Here is an 18,378-nt window from a genome sequence, read left to right as displayed (position 1 = left end):
GCTCGTTCGGCCAACCGTACCGTCGGCGGAAGCAAGCAGCGGCGCTACCACGACGACAACGACTCGACGAGGAGACCCATGTCCGCCTTGGCGTATCTGAGCCTCGGTGATCCCACGTTCCGCACCGATCGATTCCCGGCCTACCGGCGGCTGCGCGACCACACCCCCGTCGCCCGGGTCGGACCCGACGGCACGAGAGCCGTCCTGACCCGCTACGCCGACATCGAGCGGATCTTCAAGGATCCGCTGATGCGGGTGCAGCCGAAGGCCGGCGAGTTCCCGGCCGGCATCGGCACCGGCCCCGGCCCCGGCGCCACCTTCCACAAACTGTCGCTGCCGGACCTGGACGCCCCGACGCACACCCGGCTGCGCAAGCTCGCCTCGCCTGCGTTCGCGCCGCGGGCGCTGGCCCACATGCGGTCGTGGGTCGAGCGGATCATCATCGACAACGTCGAGGCGCTCGCCACGGTCGATGGCGAGGTCGACTTCGTCGAGCACTTCGGCATGCGCGTGCCTGCGGAGATCGCGTGCCGACTGCTGCACGCCCCCGCCGCCGACGCGGGGACGGTACTGCGACGGATGCCCGCGCTCAACCGCCTGTTGACCCACGCTCCCCTCACGCCGGACGAACTGGCCGAGGCCGATCAGGCCGCGCAGTTCTACTTCGACTACATCGGCGAGATCGTCGACTCGCAGCGTGGAAAGCTCGGCCCCGAGGACCCGGTCGGCGCGCTGATGCTGGCCGAGGAGGCCGGCGGCCGAGTCAGCCGGGACGAGCTGATCGTGACGCTCGTCGGATTCTTCATCGCCAGCTACCACACCACGATGACGGCGATGACCAGTGCCGTCCACGCGTTGCTGTCCCATCCCGACCAGATGCGGCTGCTCGCCGCCGACCCGGACCTGGCGCCGGCGGCGTGGGAGGAGGTGCTGCGCTGGCAGTCACCGGTGCACTTCATCACCCGGTACGCCGGCTACGAGTTCGAGCTCCACGGCGAGACCGTCGCCGAGGGCACGCAACTGCTGCTCGGGATCGCGTCGGCCAATCGCGACGAACGCCGCTTCGCCGACCCGGACACGTTCGACATCCGGCGCACTGGCAACCGCCACCTGGCCTTCACCGCGGGCGGTCACTACTGCATGGGTGCCCCGCTGTCCCGGTTGGAGGGCGACGTCCTGCTCCGGGTCCTGCCGCAGCGCCTGCCCGCGATGACGCTCACCGACCCGAACCCCCCGTGGACCGACGACCTCGTGTTCCGCGCGATGACGGCGCTGACGGTCGCGCCGAACGGGGTGTAGGCGGTGACCGCAGGAAGGTGGCCCGGCGGGCGGCGGGCCGCGGCGTGTGTCACGTTCGACCACCTCGGCGAGGCCGCCGAGCTCCAGATGGGGTCCTGGCCCGGCCACGTCCCGGTCGGGAGGCACCACAGTGTGTCCGACGAGCTCCCGAACCTTCTGGAGATGTTGCGCGAGCGGCCGGTGCGGTCGACCTTCTACCTGGAGGCGTGGAACGTCGACACCTACCCGGACGCCGTGCTGTCCATCGCGGAGGCCGGCCACGACATCGGGTGGCACGGCTGGTTGCACGAACCGTGGGCCCGGACGGACGGCCCCGCATCGCGCACGGCCCTGGACCGCAGTTTCGAGCGGTACGACCGGCTGGGCATCCGGCCGGTCGCGGCCCGCCCTCCCGCCGGCCTGCTCGGCGACCACTCGCCGGCGCTGCTGCGCGAGTACGGGTTCGAGCTCGCCTCACTGGCCGGCGACGTCCACGGCGTTCAGGACGGGCTGGCACTGCTGCCCTACCCGTGGACGGGCGTCGACGGCGCCTACTACATCCCCGGTTTCACGCGGCTGCGCGAGGAGGACCCGGGCGACCATCCGGTCGGCCCGGACGTCCTGCTCCGCGCGCACCAGCGGTTCCTCGAAGAGACCGTCGAGGCCGGCGGCTTCGCGTCGTACGTGTTCCACGTGCTCTGGCAGGACACCCCGGACAAGGTCGCCGCCATCGCCACCCTGATGGACCGACTCGACGCCGACGACCGCGTCTGGCACGCCCGGTCGGCCGAGATCGCGCGGTGGATGCGCGCGCACCCCGAACACTTCGCGGGAGTCACACATGTCGACGCACACCCCGCGTGGTGACGCCGCCCTCTGCCGACACCCCTTCTCCTGGAGACGACATGCGTATCGTCAGTTTCGGCGGACCCGGCGGCGAACAGCCGGGCGTGCTGGTCGACGACCACACGATTCTGCCCCTCGCACCAGTTCTCGCGCCCCTCGGGCTCCCCGGCACGGACACCACACACCTCCTCGCGCTGTGGCCGACGGTCCGCCCCCTCGTGGCAGCGGCACTGCACGACACCCGGCACCACATCGCACGCGCCAACGTGCGCCTGGGGCCGCCGGTACCGCGTCCCGGCAAGGTGATCGCCGTCGGGTTCAACTACCCGATGCACTCCGACGCCGTGCTCGGGCATCAGACCGCGCCCACCGAGCCCGTCCTGTTCCTCAAGCCGCCGGGCAGCGTGTGCGGGCCCTACGACCCGCTGATCAAACCGCCCGAGACGACGGCCCTCGATTACGAACTCGAACTGGCCGTCGTGATCGGCCGGGCGGGACGGCGGATAGCCCCCGCCGACGCCCTCGCCCACGTCGCCGGCCACATGATCGCCAACGATGTCACCGCGCGGGACGTGGCCCTGGGCGCCGGACTCCACTCGCCCTTGCAGATGCAACTCGTCCGGGGCAAGGGCTTCCCGTCGTTCTGCGCTACCGGACCCTGGCTGCTCATGCGCGACGAGCACGACGAACGGCCGGACTCCGAGCCGCTGAACCTGCGGCTGTCGGTCAACGGACAAGCCCGCCAGGACGGCTGGAGCAGCGACATGCTCTTCGACGTACCGGCCCTGATCGCGTCGATCAGCAACACCATGGACCTGCTCCCCGGCGACGTGATCCTCACCGGCACCCCGAGCGGCTGCGGATTCGAGCTCGACCCGCCGGCCTACCTCGTCGAAGGCGACGAGATCCGCGGCAGCATCACCGGCCTCGGCGAGCTGCGCCAACGGGTCACGGACGAAGACACCGCCCTGTACGGGACCACCACAACCACCACTCGGACGTTGCCATGACGAAGATCATCTACAGACAGCCCGACGGCACCCGCGTCACCATCAACGCCGCCCCCGGCGACTCGGTCATGTCGGCCGCCCTCGCCGCCGACGTGGACGGAATCGTCGGCGAATGCGGCGGCAACATGATGTGCGCGACCTGCCACGTCTACGTCGAGGACCCGGGAGCCGGCCAGCTCCCGGCCATGACCGACGACGAGGACCAGATGCTCGCCTGCACCGACGCGCCACGAACCACCGCCAGCCGGCTGAGCTGCCAACTCCCGGCCGGCGACACGATCGACACGATGGTCGTGACCGTACCGGGGAGCCGGACATGAAGCCCGGCGCAACCGTCGTGATCGTCGGCGCGGGGCAGGGCGGCTTCCAGGTCGCGACCTCGCTGCGGGAACGAGGACACGCCGGGCCCGTCATCCTCGTCGGCGACGAACCGGGCCTGCCCTACCAACGGCCACCCCTGTCGAAAAGCTTCCTGCTGCACCCCGAGACACAGATCGAGCTGCGCCCCCACTCCTTCTACGAGCGCCGCCACATCGCACTCCGGCACACCCGAGTCGCCTCCATCGACCGGTCCACCCGGCGGGTCCACCTGACCGACGGAAACACCCTGGCGTACGACCATCTCGTCCTGGCCACGGGAGCCCGCAACCGCATCCCACCGATCGAGGGCATCACCCTGGACGGGATCGTCCAGCTCCGCACCCAGGACGACGCCGAACGGCTGCGCACCCGACTGCCAACCGCCTCACACCTGGCGATCATCGGTGCCGGGTTCATCGGCATGGAGGTGGCGGCCGCCGCGGCGAAGACGGGCATCACGACCACCGTCATCGAGGCGCTCCACCGCCCGATGGCGCGGGCGGTATCCATCGCGACCTCGACACACGTCGCCGACCTGCACCGGGCACAGGGCACCACGCTGTACCTGGGCCGTACGGTCGTACGCCTCGACGGCGACCACACCGGCGCCGTCACCGGCGTCCGGCTCCACGACGGCAGCCGCGTTCCGGCGGACCTCGTGGTCGTCGGAGTCGGCGTGGCACCCGCCGTCGAACTCGCGGCCGATGCCGGAATCGACGTCGGAGACGGCATCCGGGTCAACGCCTTCCTGAGCACCAGCGACCCGCGCATCTCCGCCATCGGCGACTGCGCCGAATTCCCCAACGCCCACACCGGGACCCGGACCCGGCTCGAATCGATCCAGAACGCCGTCGACCAGGCCCGCTGCCTCGCCGCCCGCCTGACGGGAACCCCCGCCGCCTACACCGCCGTCCCCTGGTTCTGGACCGAACAGTTCTCGACGAAGCTCCAGATCGCCGGCCTCGGACAAGGCCACGACGAGAGCACGGTCCTCGGCGACCCGGCGACCGGATCGTTCTCCGTTCTGCTGTTCAAAGACGGACTCCTCGCGGGCGTCGAGTCCGTCAACGCACCGGCAGACCACATCGCGGCCCGCCGCCTCCTCGCCTTCGGCAAGCCCCTCTGCCGCGAGGAGACAGCCGCCGACGGATTCTCGCTCCCCCAATGGGCCGGCCGGCACCGACGGAGCCAAGACCCGACCGCGGCTGCGCACGACCAGGACGACGCCCGGGGCGCCTTCACACGCCGGTGAAGGCGCCGCCCGGCCGAACGGCACTGTCCGGCCGGCTGCGGCCCAAGAGCGCCGGAAGTGCGGCGGTGATCGAAGCGGTGCCGTCGCGGCGGCACTCGAACTCAGGCCGGACGGGTTGTCCCAGCCCGGCAGGCCGGGCGGGGTGACGTCGCTCGCGGGCCTGGGCCGCGGACTTCTCGTCGATGGACACTTCCTGTGGGTCAACCCCGATGCGGGGGCGGGCTGTGTCGCCCTCACCGACCGGAAGTTCGGCGAGTGGATGCTGCCGCTGCGAGTCGAGTTCACCGACGCCGTCCTGACCGATCTGAGGAATGAAAGGGCTCGGCAGCAGGGGGCCTACCGGCAGGGCCTCCAGCAAAGCTTGCGAAAGTCAGCCATCTGCCGCATGCGTCCACCTCTACGTCCGCGAGCATCGGGTACGCCTCACCGGCAGCAGCGGCTCGCGCCACCCGATGTCCCCCATTGGTGTCAACTGCCTTGCAAAATCGACGTGTTGAGGCTTCCACGCGGTTAGAGTTTTTCGTGACCGACTGGCACCGGCGTAGGGGGCACGGATGATCGAGTTGGCCAGTGTGATCAGGAATCTGCGGGAGGAATTGGAACAGGCGGTCGACGCGGCGGAAGGTGAAACGCTGCGCTTTGAACTGGGGGCGATCGAACTGGAATTGTCGGTCGCGGTGGAGCGGACCGGGCGCGCGGGAGCGAAGGTACGGTTCTGGGTGGTGGAGTCCGATGTGGAGGCGACGGCGAACCGCACCTCGACGCAGCTGATCAAACTGACATTGCAGCCCACCCTCAACGGGTCGCACAATCCGCCGTTCGTCTCCGGCCGCGCCGGCCGGGACGAGCAATGAGTGCCGCGGACGGCGGCGCGACCGAGGCGTCCGAGCCGGACGGGTTCGATGTACGGCGAGTGGTCCAGGTCCTCGTCATCGGGCGCGGAGGCGAGAGGTGGCGCGGATCGGGCTACCGCGTGAGTGGGAATACGGTGCTCACAGCCGCGCATGTCGTGCGGGACGCGATCTCGGTCACGCTGCGTTTCCTCACCGAGGACGGTGTCGTCACGGATGTGCCGGCCGAGCCGGATCCGTTGTGGGAGGACTCCGGAGTCGATATCGCGGTGCTCAAGATCGCGCAGGACGCGGGCAGCAGAGGGATGTACGCCCTAGAGGTCCCGCCGGTGCGGTTCGGCCGCATCACCCAGCCCGTGGATTGCGAATCGCTGGGGTTCCCCAAATTCAAGCTGCGTATCGACATTGCATCATCGGAGCTCAATAGGACCACGCAGTACCGGGATTCCCACCATGCGCTGGGCAGCACCACGCCATGGGCGGACCTGCGCAAAGGCACCCTGGAGATCTCCGTAAGCGCTCCGGGGGCCGATCCGGAGGGCCGCTCCCCATGGGAAGGGATGTCGGGAGCCGCGGTGTGGAGCAGCGGGTACCTGATCGGAGTGGTCAGCCTGCATCACGCCACCGACGGTCCAGGCAGACTCACGGCAAGCCGGGTACAACGCTGGTACAAGAGTCTCAGTCGAGATCAGATCGATGAACTGAGCGAACTGATCGGCTTGCCGACCCGTGCCGCCCACCTCACGCGGCTCCCACCGCCATCCGCACAGCTACAGCTGGCTGATGACGACCCGGCCGAAGCGCTGGCCCGCGAGGTGTCCAGACAATGGCGCAAGGAGGAGGAGCAGCGGCGGGTGCACGACCCGTTCCCGCTCCCCCTGCGTTTCCGGTGCACCGACCGGAATGTCTTCGATCACTGGGCCAACATCCGCAAGCTCCCGCGCGGGGCAGCCGCACATCCCCTCCCGCTGGACGGTGAACTCGACCAGATCGTGGAGGCGTACCTCTCCGTCCCCTCCTCTCGGCTGGTGGTGCTGGGTGAGGCCGGGGCGGGCAAGTCGATCCTCACCCTGCGCTTCCTCGTCGACTGGCTCGATGCCCGCGTCCCCGGCGACCGGGTACCGGTGATCTTCGGCCTGGGTTCCTGGGATCCGGCCGCCACTTCACTGCGCGACTGGATGTGCGCCCAACTGGTGCGCGACCACCCCTTCCTCGCGGCTCCGGCCGCGCACGGCGGCAGTTTTGCCCGCGCCCTGCTCGACACGGGCAAGATCCTTCCCGTTCTGGACGGTTTCGACGAGATCCCCAGCGGCCTGCACGGCAAGGCGCTCGAAGCGCTCAACAAGGCCACCACCATGCCGCTGCTGCTCACCAGCCGCCCGGACGAATACAGCAGGGCCGTCAACGACTCCAAAGAATCCGACGTGCTGACCGCCGCCGCGGTCATCGAATTGGAGGGTCTCACCGTAGAGGACTACGGCGACTACCTGACCCGAGCCAGCCGGCCGGTCAGAGGCGGCGGCCCGGACAGTACCGTCTGGGACACCGTCCTGGCACGGTTACGCGAAACGCCGTTCACCCCGTGCACGGCGAACCTCGCCGAGGTTCTCTCCACCCCGCTGATGGTCTCCCTGGCCCGCACCATCTACAGCGACGCTCCCGGACAAGACCCCCGGGAGCTGCTGGACTTCCCCACGCCGGAAGCCCTGCAAAAGCATCTCCTGGCCGCGTTCATCCCCGCCGTCTACAAACTCGCGCCCACGGACGATCGCGACGCGGACCGTCCCCGCCGACGCCGCCGTCACTGGACTCCCGAACATGCCCAGCACTGGCTCGGCTACCTCGCCGCACACCTTGCCGAACTCCGTACCCATGACCTCGCGTGGTGGCAACTGGGCGCCGCGGTAAGCCGTTCGACACGCATGCTCGTGGTCGGGTTCCTGGCCGGGATGGCTTTGGGAGTGCCGACCGGGATCGGGAACCTGCCCGTGGACTTGGTCGGGACGACGCATCCGCTCGGGTTCGCGATCGAGCGTGGGCTCCTGGTCTGGCTCCTGCACGGGCTGGTGGCCGGTTTGGTCTTCGGGTTGGTGTACGGATTCGCACGCAGGGGCCCGGCGTCCGAGCCATCGACGCTGCACATCCAGCTCTTCGGCGGGATCCGACGGAATGCCGCCGAGATCATCCGCAGGTTCGTGCTGGGGTTCTCTTTCGGGGTGCCGGCTGCGATTGCGCTGGAGCTCTTGGACAGGTTTGTCATCGGGCCGTTGGGGTTCGACGACGGACTCAGTGGCGGGCTCCGAGGCGCATTGCTGTTCCCGGCGGAGCTGGGGTTGGGCGCCGGGTTCGCGCTGGCGATCATGGCCTGGTTGGAAACCCCTATTGACACCACATCCGCTATCAGCGCTTCGGACCTGTTGAGGACGAACCGCAAGAACGCGTTCGTCTATATGCTCGTGTGGTTGCTCGTGCTCGGGCTCCCGGCCGGAATCGCCATCGGGGGCGCGCCCGGGTACCTAGGTGAGTTCGCGACCGGACCCGTTCTCGGGCTGCTGGCCGGGCTCACCTTCGGGATCGAGGGCGCGTTCGGGGGCGGGCTCGGATACGGACTGAGTTTCACCGCTTGGGGTCAGTGGGTGGCCTTGTCGCGCATATGGTTGCCGCTGACCGGGCGGCTGCCCTGGGCGGTGGTCGCTTTCCTGGACGACGCCCACGAACGAGGGGTGTTGCGCAGGGCCGGCGCGGTCTACCAATTCCGTCACGCACAACTCGAAGCCCACCTGGCTCACACCTTCCAGACGCACCATGCCTCCCGCCGGCCGAGTTCACCGATTATGGCCGAGCGGGAACCATTGGCGACCGGAAGCGCGTCGCCTTGAACACGAAGAAACGTGACAGGCGCTGACCGATGAGAATCACCGCTGATCGACCGATTGGGGACAGCTCATGAATGGCAGGCGCAACGCAGCAAGGTCAAAAACGAGGGTGGTGCTCCGGGTAGCGACGGCAGCGGGAATCATCGCCGGAGCCGTGGGAGTTTCCGGAGCTGGCGCCGCCTTCGCGCACCCGGTTTCGCGCACACTGAACTACACATGTTCAGTTCCTCTGTTCAGCAAGTCCGTCCCGATGGAGATCCACTCGGATATTCCGGATTCGGTCACGGCCGGCAAGTCCACCCCGAAATTCCCCCTCGACGCGACGACGACGGTGAGCAAGGAGGACACACACCTGATCCACACCGCCATTGGGGACCTGAAGTCCATTGAGGGCACGGTGGACGCGAACGCAGAACTGCACTCTCCGGACGGCGACTTCAGCGTCCCTGTGCACTTCGACATCAACAAGGTCACCCTTCCCGATTCCGACCGTGCCTTTGCCGTCAAGGCGACGGGCACCACCCCCTCTCGCACGTTCCACAAGCCGGGCAACGTACAGATCGCCGTTGGCGACCTCACCCTGAAACTCGCCGGGCAGAAAGCGAACGGCGAAACCCTGGGCCCGATCAACGTAGGGTGCAAGCTCAATGCCCATCCGCGGCCCGTCGTGGCATCGTTCAAGGTCGTGGGGGCGGGGAAGGCGGCCGGTTCGCCCGCCTCCGCCACTTCGGGCGCGGCCTCCGCCGGGGCGTCGGCTCTGCCGGCGTCCATGGGCAACGGTACGGGGCGGGGCACCATCGCGAACACCGGCCAGGGCGCCACGGACCTGACACTGCTGGCCGTAGGCGCCCTTGTCGCGGGCGGCGGCCTCTTTCTCCTCAGCTCGCGGGCGAAGCGCCGTCGCCATGCCGGTGACGACGGCTGAGGTGTGTGGCGGGATCCGGCTCAGCCGCCAGGTCCTGATGCTTCCCTGACGCCGCCCGCGGCTGGACCCGAGGCACGGAAAGTGCGCCGGTACTCCGACGGGGCGACCCCCGCCTCCGCCGCCAGGTGCCGCCGCAGCGAGGTGGCGGTGGCGAAGCCGACCTCGTGGGCGACCCGTTCCACCGGCAGGTCGCTGGACTCCAGCAGGTGCCGCGCCTGCCGCAGCCGCTGCTGGGTCAGCCAGCGGCCGGGGCTCAGACCGGTCTCCTCCCGGAAGCGCCGGGCGAAGGTGCGGGTGCTCATCGCCGCGTGCACGGCCATCTCGTCCAGCGACAGCGGCAGTTCCAGCCGCTGCAACGCCCAGTCGCGGGTCGGCCCGGTGCCGGTTCCGCTCACCGGCGGCAGCGGCCGCTCGATGTACTGCGCCTGCCCGCCGTCCCGGTACGGGGGCACGACGCAGCGGCGGGCGACCTGGTTGGCCACCTCGCTGCCGTGGTCCTGGCGCACCAGGTGCAGACAGACGTCGACACCGCTCGCCGCGCCCGCCGAGGTCAGCACGTCACCGTGGTCGACGAAGAGCACGCCGGCGTCGAGCTCGACCCGGGGGAACAGCTCCTGGAAGTGGTCCGCAAGCGCCCAGTGGGTGGTGGCCCGGCGCCCGTCCAGCAGACCGGCGGCGGCCAGCAGGAAAGCGCCGGTGCAGATGGACACCAGACGGGTGCCGGGGCGGACGCGGGACAGGGCGGCCAGAGCTTGCGGGGCCGGGGCCCGGGAGATCGCGTACGGCGGGATGACCACGGTGTCCGCCTCGGCCAGCACCTCCGGACCGTGCCCGGGGATGACGGTCAGGTCCGAGTCGGTACGCACGGGCTGCCCGTCCGCGCTCGCGGACAGCACCTCGTAGCGGCCATCGGCGGAACCCAGGACCCGGTGCGGGATGCCGAGTTCGAAGGGGTAGACGCCGTCGAGGGCGAGGACGGCGACCTTGTGGGCTTCGGGTCGCGGGTCCGGGCGCATCTGGCGGTCCAGTTCCGCCGCGCGGGCGGCGAGGTCACGGGCCCGGGAAGGCGCGGCGGACGCGGGGCGGGCAGCGGGAGTACCGCAGGCGCCGGGGACGTGGCGGGCGGCAGGGTCGACGGGCATGGCAGGAATGTATCGGAGGATGACCTTCTTGCCATCGTCCGGGGCGGACCGTACGGCCAGGATCGAGGCATGACTTCGACGGACACCCCTGAGAACCTCAACTCACCGCATCCGGCGGCCGCCACGGACGCCCCGAACCCCACCGCTCCCGACGACTCCCCCGTGATGCTCGCCCTGCACCAGACGGCCCTCGGCGGTCCCGAGGTCCTCCGGCTGACGGAGCTTCCGCGGCCCGCGCCCGGCCCCGGGGAGATCCTCGTCGCCGTGCACGCGGCCGGGCTCAACCCCACGGACTTCAAGCACCGTGCCCTGAACATGTTCCTGCCGCCCCCGCCGCTGACCCTCGGTTGGGACGTCTCCGGCACCGTGGTGGAGACCGGCTTCGGCGTCACCCTCTTCCGGCCCGGTGACGAGGTGTTCGGCATGCTGCCCTACCCGTACGGGGCCGGCTCCCACGCCGAGTACGTGACCGGCCCCACCCGCGCCTTCACCGCCAAGCCCGCCGGAATCGACCATGTGCAGGCGGCCGCTCTGCCGCTGGCCGCGCTCACCGCTTGGCAAGCCCTCGTCGAAACCGCGGGCCTCCGGGCCGGGCAGCGGGTGCTGATCCACGCCGCGGCCGGCGGTGTCGGCCATCTCGCCGTACAGATCGCCAAGGAGCGCGGCGCGCACATCACCGGGACGGCGAGCGCCCCCAAGCACGACTTCCTGCGCGAACTCGGCGCGGATGCCTGCATCGACCACCGCTCCGAGGACTTCGCCGACACCGAGGAGCGCTACGACGTCGTCCTTGACGCCCTCGGCGGGGAGACCGCCACCCGTTCCGTGAGCGTGCTCCGCCCCGGCGGCGTCCTCGTCTCGCTGCTGCCGAGCACCGAGGAAACCCAGGCCGCGGCGGAGAAGGCGCAGGTCCGCGCTGTCACCCTGCTCGTGGAGCACGACCAGGCCGGGATGCGCGCCATCGCCGAGCTCGTCGACCGGGGCAGGCTCCGCGCTCACGTCTCCGGCACCTTCCCCCTCGCCGAAGGCACCCGAGCCCACATCCTGGGCGAGACGGGCCGCACCACGGGCAAGCTGGTCATCACCGTGCGCTGAAGCGGGATGGCTCGGGGATCGCTCCCGGCCCGCGGCACAGGACATCCGACGAGGGCAAGGCGGTCACACGCCGCACCAGAGGGCCGGGCCCGGATCAGCCGGACCTTCGGCATCGGCTACCGCGCCACATTCGACTGTTGCCAGGAACTTCGATTGATGCCAGACGCGGCGTCAGATAGCGGGCGTCCGTGTTGTATCGGACTGCCGCGATGTGTCGTGTCCGTCGCGGTCCGGGGCTCACCGGCCGCCCAGCCCTCTGTCGGCTGCGGGGAGCTCTCGGGCCGCTCGTCACGGCGCCAATCCGATGCGGCATTCCTTCTGATCCGTCACGGCCGCCGGGCCGCCTCGCTCCTCCTTGCGCCAGGTCAGCGGACGGACCGACGGTGTTGCCCGATGAGGACGGACCGGCGCGGCCCGAGTCGCAGACCGAGGTAGGGGTCTTCGGCTCGGTCGCCACGCTGTCCTCGGCAGTGGTCGGCGCCCTGACGAAATCTGGGACCGGGGTACCCCTCTCAGGGCGATGAGGACCTGCCGCGATCTTGCCAGTGGCGCCCTGGACCACGTGTTGGTTCCCCTCTCAGCCTGTCGCTTCCCAACCTGTCGTTTAAGCTCCATCGGTTACAGAACGTCAGATGCATGATCGAAGTGCCGAGGGATTCCGTGTTGGAGCTTGTGTCGGACGATGATTCGCTGGGCGGTATGCGCCCGCTTCTGGACGAGGACGGGGCCATCTTGGGCTACGAGCCCCAGGAGGGTTTCCCTGATCGTTGCTGGGTTCTGCACACCATCACGGTGGGAGGGAAGCGAGTCAGGTGGGACGACGTGCTGACGCAGGCCGGCAAGCGCCTGGAGGACTGGTCGTACACCCCCTCCTTCCGGGTCTTCGGAGAGCTGGACCGGCCCGAAGGCTTTAAAGGCCCGGACGTGGGCGAGATCGACCGCGACAGTCTGGCCCGCCTGGTGGAGATCCTCGCCCGCCACAGCCCCAACGGGTTGCGCACGGAGTGCTACTGGGCTCAGGCCACGATCGAGGACATCGGCTGCCCGATCCCGGCCCGTCGGGGCCGGCTGGATGAGGCACTCGCTCACCATGACGCCTGCGCGTGGCCGAACCGGGCCGTCACAACCCAGTTCCCCGCGCACTGGTGGCCCCTGGAGGGCTCCTGGTTCGTCCTCACCAACTGGGACCTCAGCGCGACCGAGGTCTTCGGACCCCCGGCCTTGATCGCCGACCTTCTCGCTGATGAGCGGCTGGACGCCGTGCGACACCCGAGCATCGCCGAGGTTGAGGGCAACCGCGCGCAATGGCGCGAGCGGGACAACTGAGCCGACCGGGTAGCCCTCGCCCATCACGACGATGCCCTGCGCCTGACGTACTGCCAAGCCTGACCCCGCCCCCGCCCCCGCTGGCCACCCGTACAGGGGCGGCCAGCGGCCGGCCCACCTCAGCGCGACGACGCCGACGTCCGCCCTGCCCATACGGCACGGTCGTTTCCACTGGAAACGTTCGTAGAGCGGCGTAACCCCGGTGCGAAGACTGAGCTTCGCGGCGGTGCGTGTGCTGGTCCCGGCGAACGGCTCGCGGCGGGAAGAGCCGGGGACGTGAGGAGGCTGGTGAGGGTGCAGCCGGCCAGCCAGCTCATAAACCGCCGGACCCTCGGCAACCGAGAGACCGGGGCATCTTCCCGACCGGTGGTCGCCCTCACCGATGGTGAGTGGTCACGTCCGCGGTACGCATGGCTGGTTGATGTATCTCCTCGCCCTGCTCAGCGGTGAGCCGGGCCCTGCGGACCAGTTCGCCGAACGGTCACGGCAGGCTCGTCACGATGCCGTCCTGAAGCCGCCAGTGGGCAGTGCTGACGGCAGGGCCTGCCTCACCTCCTCGCCAGTTTCGCCAGCCAGGGGTGTTCGGGATGCACACGCGTCAGCCACCCGCTGAGAACGTCGCGCCGTGCCTGGCTCAGCAGCGGCAGGACCCCGTCGAAGTCCGCATGATCCTTCGGACGAGCCGCCTTCGCCTTGAACAACAGCACCAGCTCCGGCACCAGATAGGGGATGCCGTCCGCGGTCCGCTCGATGATCGTGTCGTACGGCAGCCGCAGACTCCCGTCCCGCCTGCAGATCCATGTCCCGCCCTCGTGCGGCTCCCGGAAGACGTCGAACAGGAACTGGCCGCTCACCGGATCCCGCAGCCAGGTCTGGTGCGTGGCCGCGAGCGCCTCTGCCCCGGCCCCCACCCAGACCCGTCCCGAACCCACCGCGTCAAACACGTACTCGGGGAAGCGGTCACGAATCTCCGCGAACCCCGCCGCGGGCACCGCAATCTCCAGATCACCGTGAGGTCGCGACTGCCCTCCGCGGAACAGGTCCAGCGCCCACCCCGCCACGACGCACCAGGGCACGCTGACCCCGGCCAACCGCTCCGCGACCTCTCCCGGCTGCCAGGCATCCGCCCACCGGGCATCCAGTTCGTCCGCATCGAGAACAGCGCCACCGGGCGGCACAGAATCGGTCATCGGACCAACGTACTGCCTCAACTGGTGGTTCAGAGAACAGGGGAAACCCGTCCAGCGGCGCTTCAGTCCATTCGCCGTAGGTCTGCCCCGGCCGAGGTCCCGGGCAGGCTCCGGACGAACCCGGCGATCAGTGTCGCCACTGCTTCCGGGGCTTCCAGGACCATGGGATGGCTGGCGTCGATCTGGGTGACGGTGATCGTCGGCCGGTTGCGGGAGAGCTCGGCCAGCTCCGCGGAGAGCCCCCGTGCGAACCGGGCGGAGAGGTCGTCGAACCATTCCATCGCGGGGCTCGGCGGTTGCGGCCGGCCGGCCTGCACCAGCAACAGGGGGCACTCCACCCCCTTCAGCCAGGCGGTGGCACCCAACGCGCCGAGTCTGTCGAGTTCGCCGTACATCTCCAGCGCGGCCCTGCGCTCCGGTAGCGTCTGCCACCCGCCGCCGGGTAAGGGGCACACGGCAGCGCGGGCGGCGGCCTCCGCACGCCCGGAGGGAATCCCGTACCGAGCGGCGTGGACAACTTGCCGCTCGATGTACCCGGGTGGCGCGATTGCACCGTCCGACGACCGCAGCAGCTCCCCCACCCGCTCGGCACCGGGGTACTCACCGGGCCGTCCCCACCAGAAACCGTCCAGATTCACGGCGGCAAGGACAGCACCCGCATACGCCCGCGCGTACTCGACCGCGACCAGCCCGCCGAGGGAATGCCCCACCACAACAGCCGCCGGCATGCCACACGCGTCCATCGTGTCCGCGACGTCCAGTACCACGGCGGGGATCGTCCATGGGGAAATCCCGGGGGAACGGCCGTGCCCGGGAAGGTCGACGGCGAGGACACGATGTTCCGCGGTGAGCAGTGCGGCCGAGGCATCCGAAGCAGACGCCGAAGCCCAAGCATGCGAAACCGCAGGGCTCGCGCCAGGTCAAGCAGCAGATCAAGCACGAGGTGAAGCAGGAGGTCAAGGAACAGGCCAAGGAACAGGTCCGGGAGGCGGCACAGCCGCAGGGCTGCCCGACCCCCAACAGCTTCGTGCCCGGGACCACCGTCCTGATGGCCGACGGCACCCACAAGCCGATCGAGGAGATCAAGACCGGCGACAAGGTCCTGGCCACCGACCCGGAAACGGGTAAGGCCAAGGCCGAACCGGTCGTCGCCACGATCATCGGCAACGGCAGCAAGGACCTCGTCAAGATCACCGTTCGTGCGGACGGTGACAAGGGCGGAGAACAGGCCGACAGCGGCGCCCTGATCGCCACCGACGGCCACCCCTTCTGGGTCCCCGACCTCAAGAAGTGGCTCGACGCCGGCGACCTGAAACCCGGCATGTGGCTCCAGACCAGCTCCGGCACCTGGGTGCAGATAAGTGCGGTCCAGGCGTGGACGCAGAACGCGACCGTTCACAACCTGACGGTCGAGAGCACGTATACGTACCACGTGGCGGCGGGGAACGCCCCCGTCCTGGTACACAACACAAACTGCTCACCGTCCCAGCAGCTTTCCGACCGGGCCTCGCAAATCCATGCCCAGGCCGGTAGCGACATTGCCAGGGGACATTCCACGGTCGCCGTGGTGCGCGCCCGCTCCCCGCTGGGGAGCGTGGACGTCGTCGCCGGCAGCGGCAACGGCCTGAACAGAACCCAGAAGGGGATGCTCCGCCGGGGCGAGATTCTTGCCGACAACATCAAGGGCACGCATGCCGAGCAGAACGCCCTCTTGTTCATCAATAGAATGGGATGGTCTCCGATTGCCGGCGGCGCGTCGCGGAGCGTGTGCAGCAATGTATGCGCACCACTGATCAGATCCAGTGGCGGCAAAATATCGGGCCGCGTGTACCCAAGGGAAAAAGGCACACAGATAAGGACGTTCCACTGGTGAGTTACGAAACAACGCTGCGGCACTTCCTGAGCAGCGGCGACGTCGAACGAGCAGGACTGTTCGCGGCTTCCTGCGCCGAGCGCATGGCACAACTCTTCACTGGCGTGGTCGGAACCGACCCGGCGCGCGCCGCGGATGTCGAGTTGGTCGTGGACTGCCTCGATCGGCTGTGGTCGACCGCTGCCACCCATCCATGGGAGGAACTGGCCGATCGACTGCTCCGGCTGCCGGAGCTGGCCGGGGAAGAAGTACCCGACGGGCTGTACTCCTACGCCTACGAGGCCGCTGGTGCCCTGCACTACGCATGCAAGTACCGGGAGACGCACGACACCACGCACATTGAGTCCTGCTGTAATCACGTATTGAACGCAGCGGAATTCATCTCGGATGAAATCGGTGACGGCGTCGACCGCTACGAGGTGGAGTGCACACGCCAGCTGGCTGACATCTCCGACCTGTCATCCGCCCCCAGGGCGTTCGACGACTCCCTCCGGCAGGCGCTCAGAGACAGGTCCCGGGAACACTCGAAGGCGCTACTGGCTGAGCTGATCCAGGCTACTTAGGCCGTCCGAGTAGTCCAGGTCGGACGCCATTGTTGCCGTCGGTGCGGCGGGGAGTCCCCCCGCCGCACCGGCCTTCCTCGGCCCATCGGGCCGCCCTCACACAGATATCCCGTTATCCATCAAGGAAAAATAATGCGCCGCGCAATGAAGGTCGTTTCGATCGCCGCTGCCACCGGGCTGGCGACAACGTGGCTCACCGGATGCGCCGGTGACGTCAAGACAGAATTCGACAAGCTGGACGCCAAGGAGTTCGAAGTCGTCTACGAGGTGACCGGTAGCGGCGTGCAGACCGTCACCTACGAGGACGGCGCCAAGGGGGAAGTCTCCTCGAAGGATGTCGAGGCGCCCAAACTGCCATGGAAGAAGAAGGCCACGATGAAGGGCATAGCCACCTCCCCCAGCGTCAGTCTGATCCTGGGCGAGAAAGGAGGCCAGGCAGACTGCGTGATCTATATCAACGGCAAGGAGGCGAAGCGGTCCACCGCCAAGGGTGAGTTCGGCACAGCCACGTGCGTGGCGGTCTCGCCTGCCGGCAAGGACTCGTAGTCGTGAGTGAGGGTGCGCACGGGCTCAGCGCAAGGGAGCGGCTGCGGGCCGAGCGGGCAACCGCGGCCAAACGCACCAGGCTCCGCCGTCGGCTCCTCCTCGTCGCCATGGTGGTGGCCGTCCTTTCACTGGGCGGGGTCTATCTCACCAGCGGCGACCCGGCGGACGAGGCCGTGGACAAGCCGCTGGTGGTGCCCGCCAACACCGCAGGGGATCAACGGACTTCGGTGGTCCACGGCAAGCCGGACGCCCGGCGCACCCTCACCGTCCACACCGCGCTGAACTGCACGGAATGCCACAAGTTGGAGCAAGCTCTCGGCCCGGCCATGCGCGCACTGGCAGACCAGGGCGCGTACCGCATCGAGTACCGAGTGGCCGCCACCCTGGACGGCACAGCGGGAGACGAGTCCGCCCTCCACGCCATCAACGCCCTGGGCGCGGCAGCCAACGCCGACGCGGAAACGGAGGCCGGCAAGGCGGGAAAGTTCAACGGATATCTTGGGCTGCTGCTCGGTGAACAGTCCGCGTCGGACGACCGGTTGCTCGCTCTCGCCGACAAGGTCGAGGGGCTGCGCACTCCCGCGTTTGACAGAGCCGTTCAAGAGCTCACCTATCTTCCCTGGTCGGTCAAGGTCGACCGCGCTCATCGCGCTTCCCGCGAAGAGCTGCCCGCCGCTGAACTCGACGGCGCCGCTCTTCCGCTCCGTGAAAGCGGGGGCAGGTTTCTTACCCCGGAGGCGTTCGCGCGCCACGTCCGCGAACGTCTGTGACACGGCAACAGCCGCGAGAGCCGGCGTCTCTGCGACCGGAGGCGGCCCACGCTGTTCTGCTTCGCCAAGCGCCCCCACCTCCACCGACTACGGGCTCCATTCCGTCGTCGTCGGCCTTCTCCCCCATCGTCTGCAACACCGGAAAGGTCTTCGCATCCGGGTGCCCCAGTTCCCGGAGATCCGGGCCATACACGGACCAACACCCCGCCGATGCCGGCCCCGTCCGCCGTTTCATTAGCTCAGCTGCTCAGCCGCTCAGCACCACTGCGAGCGCAGTACCACCAGCAGGCGAAGAACCTCCTCGCCTCGCATTCCCCGAAGAAGCTCGGCTTCTTCCAAAGGCCCGAGAAAAGGCGCCTGGCCTGGGCTTCTGCCCGTCAGGCGCCTTTCGCTGGATCCGCTGAGAGCCGAGTCCTGAATACGCGGTAACCCCCAGCTCTCCTCGCCGCTGCCCCACTCCTGACCAACTGTTCCG

The 18,378-nt window shown here is 68.9% G+C and carries 18 protein-coding genes; 14 read left to right on the top strand and 4 right to left on the bottom strand.

Annotated elements, in window-relative coordinates:
• Window positions 1–78: 78 nt before the first annotated feature.
• The 5 genes from IH09_RS01615 to IH09_RS01595 are packed head-to-tail and all read left to right on the top strand — an operon-like array spanning window position 79 to window position 4,746.
• Window positions 79–1,299, top strand: a complete 1,221-nt coding sequence (locus tag IH09_RS01615; RefSeq protein ID WP_052853378.1) for a cytochrome P450 — start codon at window positions 79–81, stop codon at window positions 1,297–1,299.
• Between the two features lie 3 nt (window positions 1,300–1,302).
• A complete protein-coding gene (locus IH09_RS01610; RefSeq protein ID WP_052853377.1) occupies window positions 1,303–2,145 on the top strand; it encodes a polysaccharide deacetylase family protein in 843 nt (280 codons plus the stop codon).
• 38 nt (window positions 2,146–2,183) lie between these two features.
• Complete coding sequence (locus tag IH09_RS01605) at window positions 2,184–3,134, top strand: fumarylacetoacetate hydrolase family protein (protein ID WP_052853376.1); 951 nt, start codon at window positions 2,184–2,186, stop codon at window positions 3,132–3,134.
• Entirely contained in the window at window positions 3,131–3,454 is a 324-nt protein-coding gene (locus IH09_RS01600; protein ID WP_052853375.1) for a 2Fe-2S iron-sulfur cluster-binding protein, read from the top strand. Before IH09_RS01605 ends, IH09_RS01600 begins: the two co-directional genes overlap by 4 nt.
• Window positions 3,451–4,746, top strand: coding sequence for an NAD(P)/FAD-dependent oxidoreductase (locus IH09_RS01595; RefSeq protein WP_110951990.1), 1,296 nt, complete (start codon window positions 3,451–3,453; stop codon window positions 4,744–4,746). The genes IH09_RS01600 and IH09_RS01595 overlap by 4 nt, the downstream gene beginning before the upstream one ends.
• Here IH09_RS01595 and IH09_RS40535 read toward each other — a convergent pair.
• A complete protein-coding gene (locus IH09_RS40535) occupies window positions 4,733–5,104 on the bottom strand; it encodes a hypothetical protein (RefSeq protein ID WP_052853374.1) in 372 nt (123 codons plus the stop codon). The two genes, IH09_RS01595 and IH09_RS40535, sit on opposite strands and share 14 nt — an antisense overlap.
• 196 nt (window positions 5,105–5,300) lie before the next feature.
• Here IH09_RS40535 and IH09_RS01585 point away from each other — a divergent pair, with 196 nt between their 5' ends.
• From IH09_RS01585 to IH09_RS01575, 3 genes are all read left to right on the top strand, one after another.
• Window positions 5,301–5,600, top strand: a complete 300-nt coding sequence (locus tag IH09_RS01585; RefSeq protein WP_052853373.1) for a trypco2 family protein — start codon at window positions 5,301–5,303, stop codon at window positions 5,598–5,600.
• On the top strand, window positions 5,597–8,476 hold the full coding sequence (locus IH09_RS01580) for an NACHT domain-containing protein (protein ID WP_052853372.1): 2,880 nt from the start codon (window positions 5,597–5,599) through the stop codon (window positions 8,474–8,476). Before IH09_RS01585 ends, IH09_RS01580 begins: the two co-directional genes overlap by 4 nt.
• 67 nt (window positions 8,477–8,543) lie before the next feature.
• On the top strand, window positions 8,544–9,398 hold the full coding sequence (locus IH09_RS01575; protein WP_318279367.1) for a DUF6801 domain-containing protein: 855 nt from the start codon (window positions 8,544–8,546) through the stop codon (window positions 9,396–9,398).
• 20 nt (window positions 9,399–9,418) lie between these two features.
• Here IH09_RS01575 and IH09_RS01570 read toward each other — a convergent pair whose 3' ends face one another.
• Window positions 9,419–10,540, bottom strand: coding sequence for a GlxA family transcriptional regulator (locus IH09_RS01570; protein ID WP_205380093.1), 1,122 nt, complete (start codon window positions 10,538–10,540; stop codon window positions 9,419–9,421).
• Window positions 10,541–10,609: 69 nt separating this feature from the next.
• Between IH09_RS01570 and IH09_RS01565 the strand changes: the two genes are divergently transcribed.
• Window positions 10,610–11,635 carry an NADP-dependent oxidoreductase gene (locus IH09_RS01565; protein WP_052853369.1) on the top strand — a complete coding sequence of 342 codons (1,026 nt, stop codon included), beginning with the start codon at window positions 10,610–10,612 and terminating at the stop codon, window positions 11,633–11,635.
• 822 nt (window positions 11,636–12,457) lie between these two features.
• On the top strand, window positions 12,458–12,961 hold the full coding sequence (locus IH09_RS01560; RefSeq protein ID WP_190233176.1) for a hypothetical protein: 504 nt from the start codon (window positions 12,458–12,460) through the stop codon (window positions 12,959–12,961).
• Window positions 12,962–13,509: 548 nt separating this feature from the next.
• Here IH09_RS01560 and IH09_RS01555 read toward each other — a convergent pair.
• Window positions 13,510–14,151 (bottom strand): nucleotidyltransferase domain-containing protein, encoded by a 642-nt coding sequence (locus IH09_RS01555; protein WP_052853367.1) that lies wholly within the window; start codon window positions 14,149–14,151, stop codon window positions 13,510–13,512.
• A gap of 62 nt (window positions 14,152–14,213) precedes the next feature.
• Window positions 14,214–15,005: an alpha/beta fold hydrolase gene (locus tag IH09_RS01550; RefSeq protein ID WP_110951989.1), complete on the bottom strand. Its 792-nt coding sequence runs from the start codon at window positions 15,003–15,005 to the stop codon at window positions 14,214–14,216.
• Between the two features lie 89 nt (window positions 15,006–15,094).
• On the opposite strand from IH09_RS01550, the gene IH09_RS01545 reads away from it, so the two are divergent.
• The 4 genes from IH09_RS01545 to IH09_RS01530 all read left to right on the top strand — a co-directional run bounded on the left by IH09_RS01545 (window position 15,095) and on the right by IH09_RS01530 (window position 17,903).
• Complete coding sequence (locus IH09_RS01545; RefSeq protein WP_318279366.1) at window positions 15,095–16,024, top strand: polymorphic toxin-type HINT domain-containing protein; 930 nt, start codon at window positions 15,095–15,097, stop codon at window positions 16,022–16,024.
• Window positions 16,021–16,587, top strand: a complete 567-nt coding sequence (locus IH09_RS01540) for a hypothetical protein (protein ID WP_052853365.1) — start codon at window positions 16,021–16,023, stop codon at window positions 16,585–16,587. Before IH09_RS01545 ends, IH09_RS01540 begins: the two co-directional genes overlap by 4 nt.
• A 132-nt stretch (window positions 16,588–16,719) precedes the next feature.
• On the top strand, window positions 16,720–17,133 hold the full coding sequence (locus IH09_RS01535; protein WP_143682155.1) for a hypothetical protein: 414 nt from the start codon (window positions 16,720–16,722) through the stop codon (window positions 17,131–17,133).
• 2 nt (window positions 17,134–17,135) lie between these two features.
• Window positions 17,136–17,903, top strand: coding sequence for a thioredoxin domain-containing protein (locus IH09_RS01530; RefSeq protein WP_052853363.1), 768 nt, complete (start codon window positions 17,136–17,138; stop codon window positions 17,901–17,903).
• The last annotated feature ends 475 nt before the right edge of the window (window positions 17,904–18,378 follow it).

It is taken from the genome of Streptomyces celluloflavus, from assembly GCA_000720995.1.
GTDB classification, from domain to species: domain Bacteria; phylum Actinomycetota; class Actinomycetes; order Streptomycetales; family Streptomycetaceae; genus Streptomyces; species Streptomyces celluloflavus.
This window is presented reverse-complemented; position numbering and strand designations above follow the sequence as displayed.

Excerpts from the sequence above, each read along its gene's own strand:
- IH09_RS01615 (WP_052853378.1), top strand. The coding sequence starts at position 79 with ATGTCCGCCTTGGCGTATCTGAGCCTCGGTGATCCCACGTTCCGCACC.
- IH09_RS01580 (WP_052853372.1), top strand. The coding sequence starts at position 5,597 with ATGAGTGCCGCGGACGGCGGCGCGACCGAGGCGTCCGAGCCGGACGGG.
- IH09_RS01565 (WP_052853369.1), top strand. The coding sequence starts at position 10,610 with ATGACTTCGACGGACACCCCTGAGAACCTCAACTCACCGCATCCGGCG.
- IH09_RS01535 (WP_143682155.1), top strand. The coding sequence starts at position 16,720 with ATGCGCCGCGCAATGAAGGTCGTTTCGATCGCCGCTGCCACCGGGCTG.
- IH09_RS01570 (WP_205380093.1), bottom strand. The coding sequence starts at position 10,540 with ATGCCCGTCGACCCTGCCGCCCGCCACGTCCCCGGCGCCTGCGGTACT.
- IH09_RS01575 (WP_318279367.1), top strand. The coding sequence starts at position 8,544 with ATGAATGGCAGGCGCAACGCAGCAAGGTCAAAAACGAGGGTGGTGCTC.
- IH09_RS01600 (WP_052853375.1), top strand. The coding sequence starts at position 3,131 with ATGACGAAGATCATCTACAGACAGCCCGACGGCACCCGCGTCACCATC.
- IH09_RS01555 (WP_052853367.1), bottom strand. The coding sequence starts at position 14,151 with ATGACCGATTCTGTGCCGCCCGGTGGCGCTGTTCTCGATGCGGACGAA.
- IH09_RS01585 (WP_052853373.1), top strand. The coding sequence starts at position 5,301 with ATGATCGAGTTGGCCAGTGTGATCAGGAATCTGCGGGAGGAATTGGAA.
- IH09_RS01605 (WP_052853376.1), top strand. The coding sequence starts at position 2,184 with ATGCGTATCGTCAGTTTCGGCGGACCCGGCGGCGAACAGCCGGGCGTG.
- IH09_RS01595 (WP_110951990.1), top strand. The coding sequence starts at position 3,451 with ATGAAGCCCGGCGCAACCGTCGTGATCGTCGGCGCGGGGCAGGGCGGC.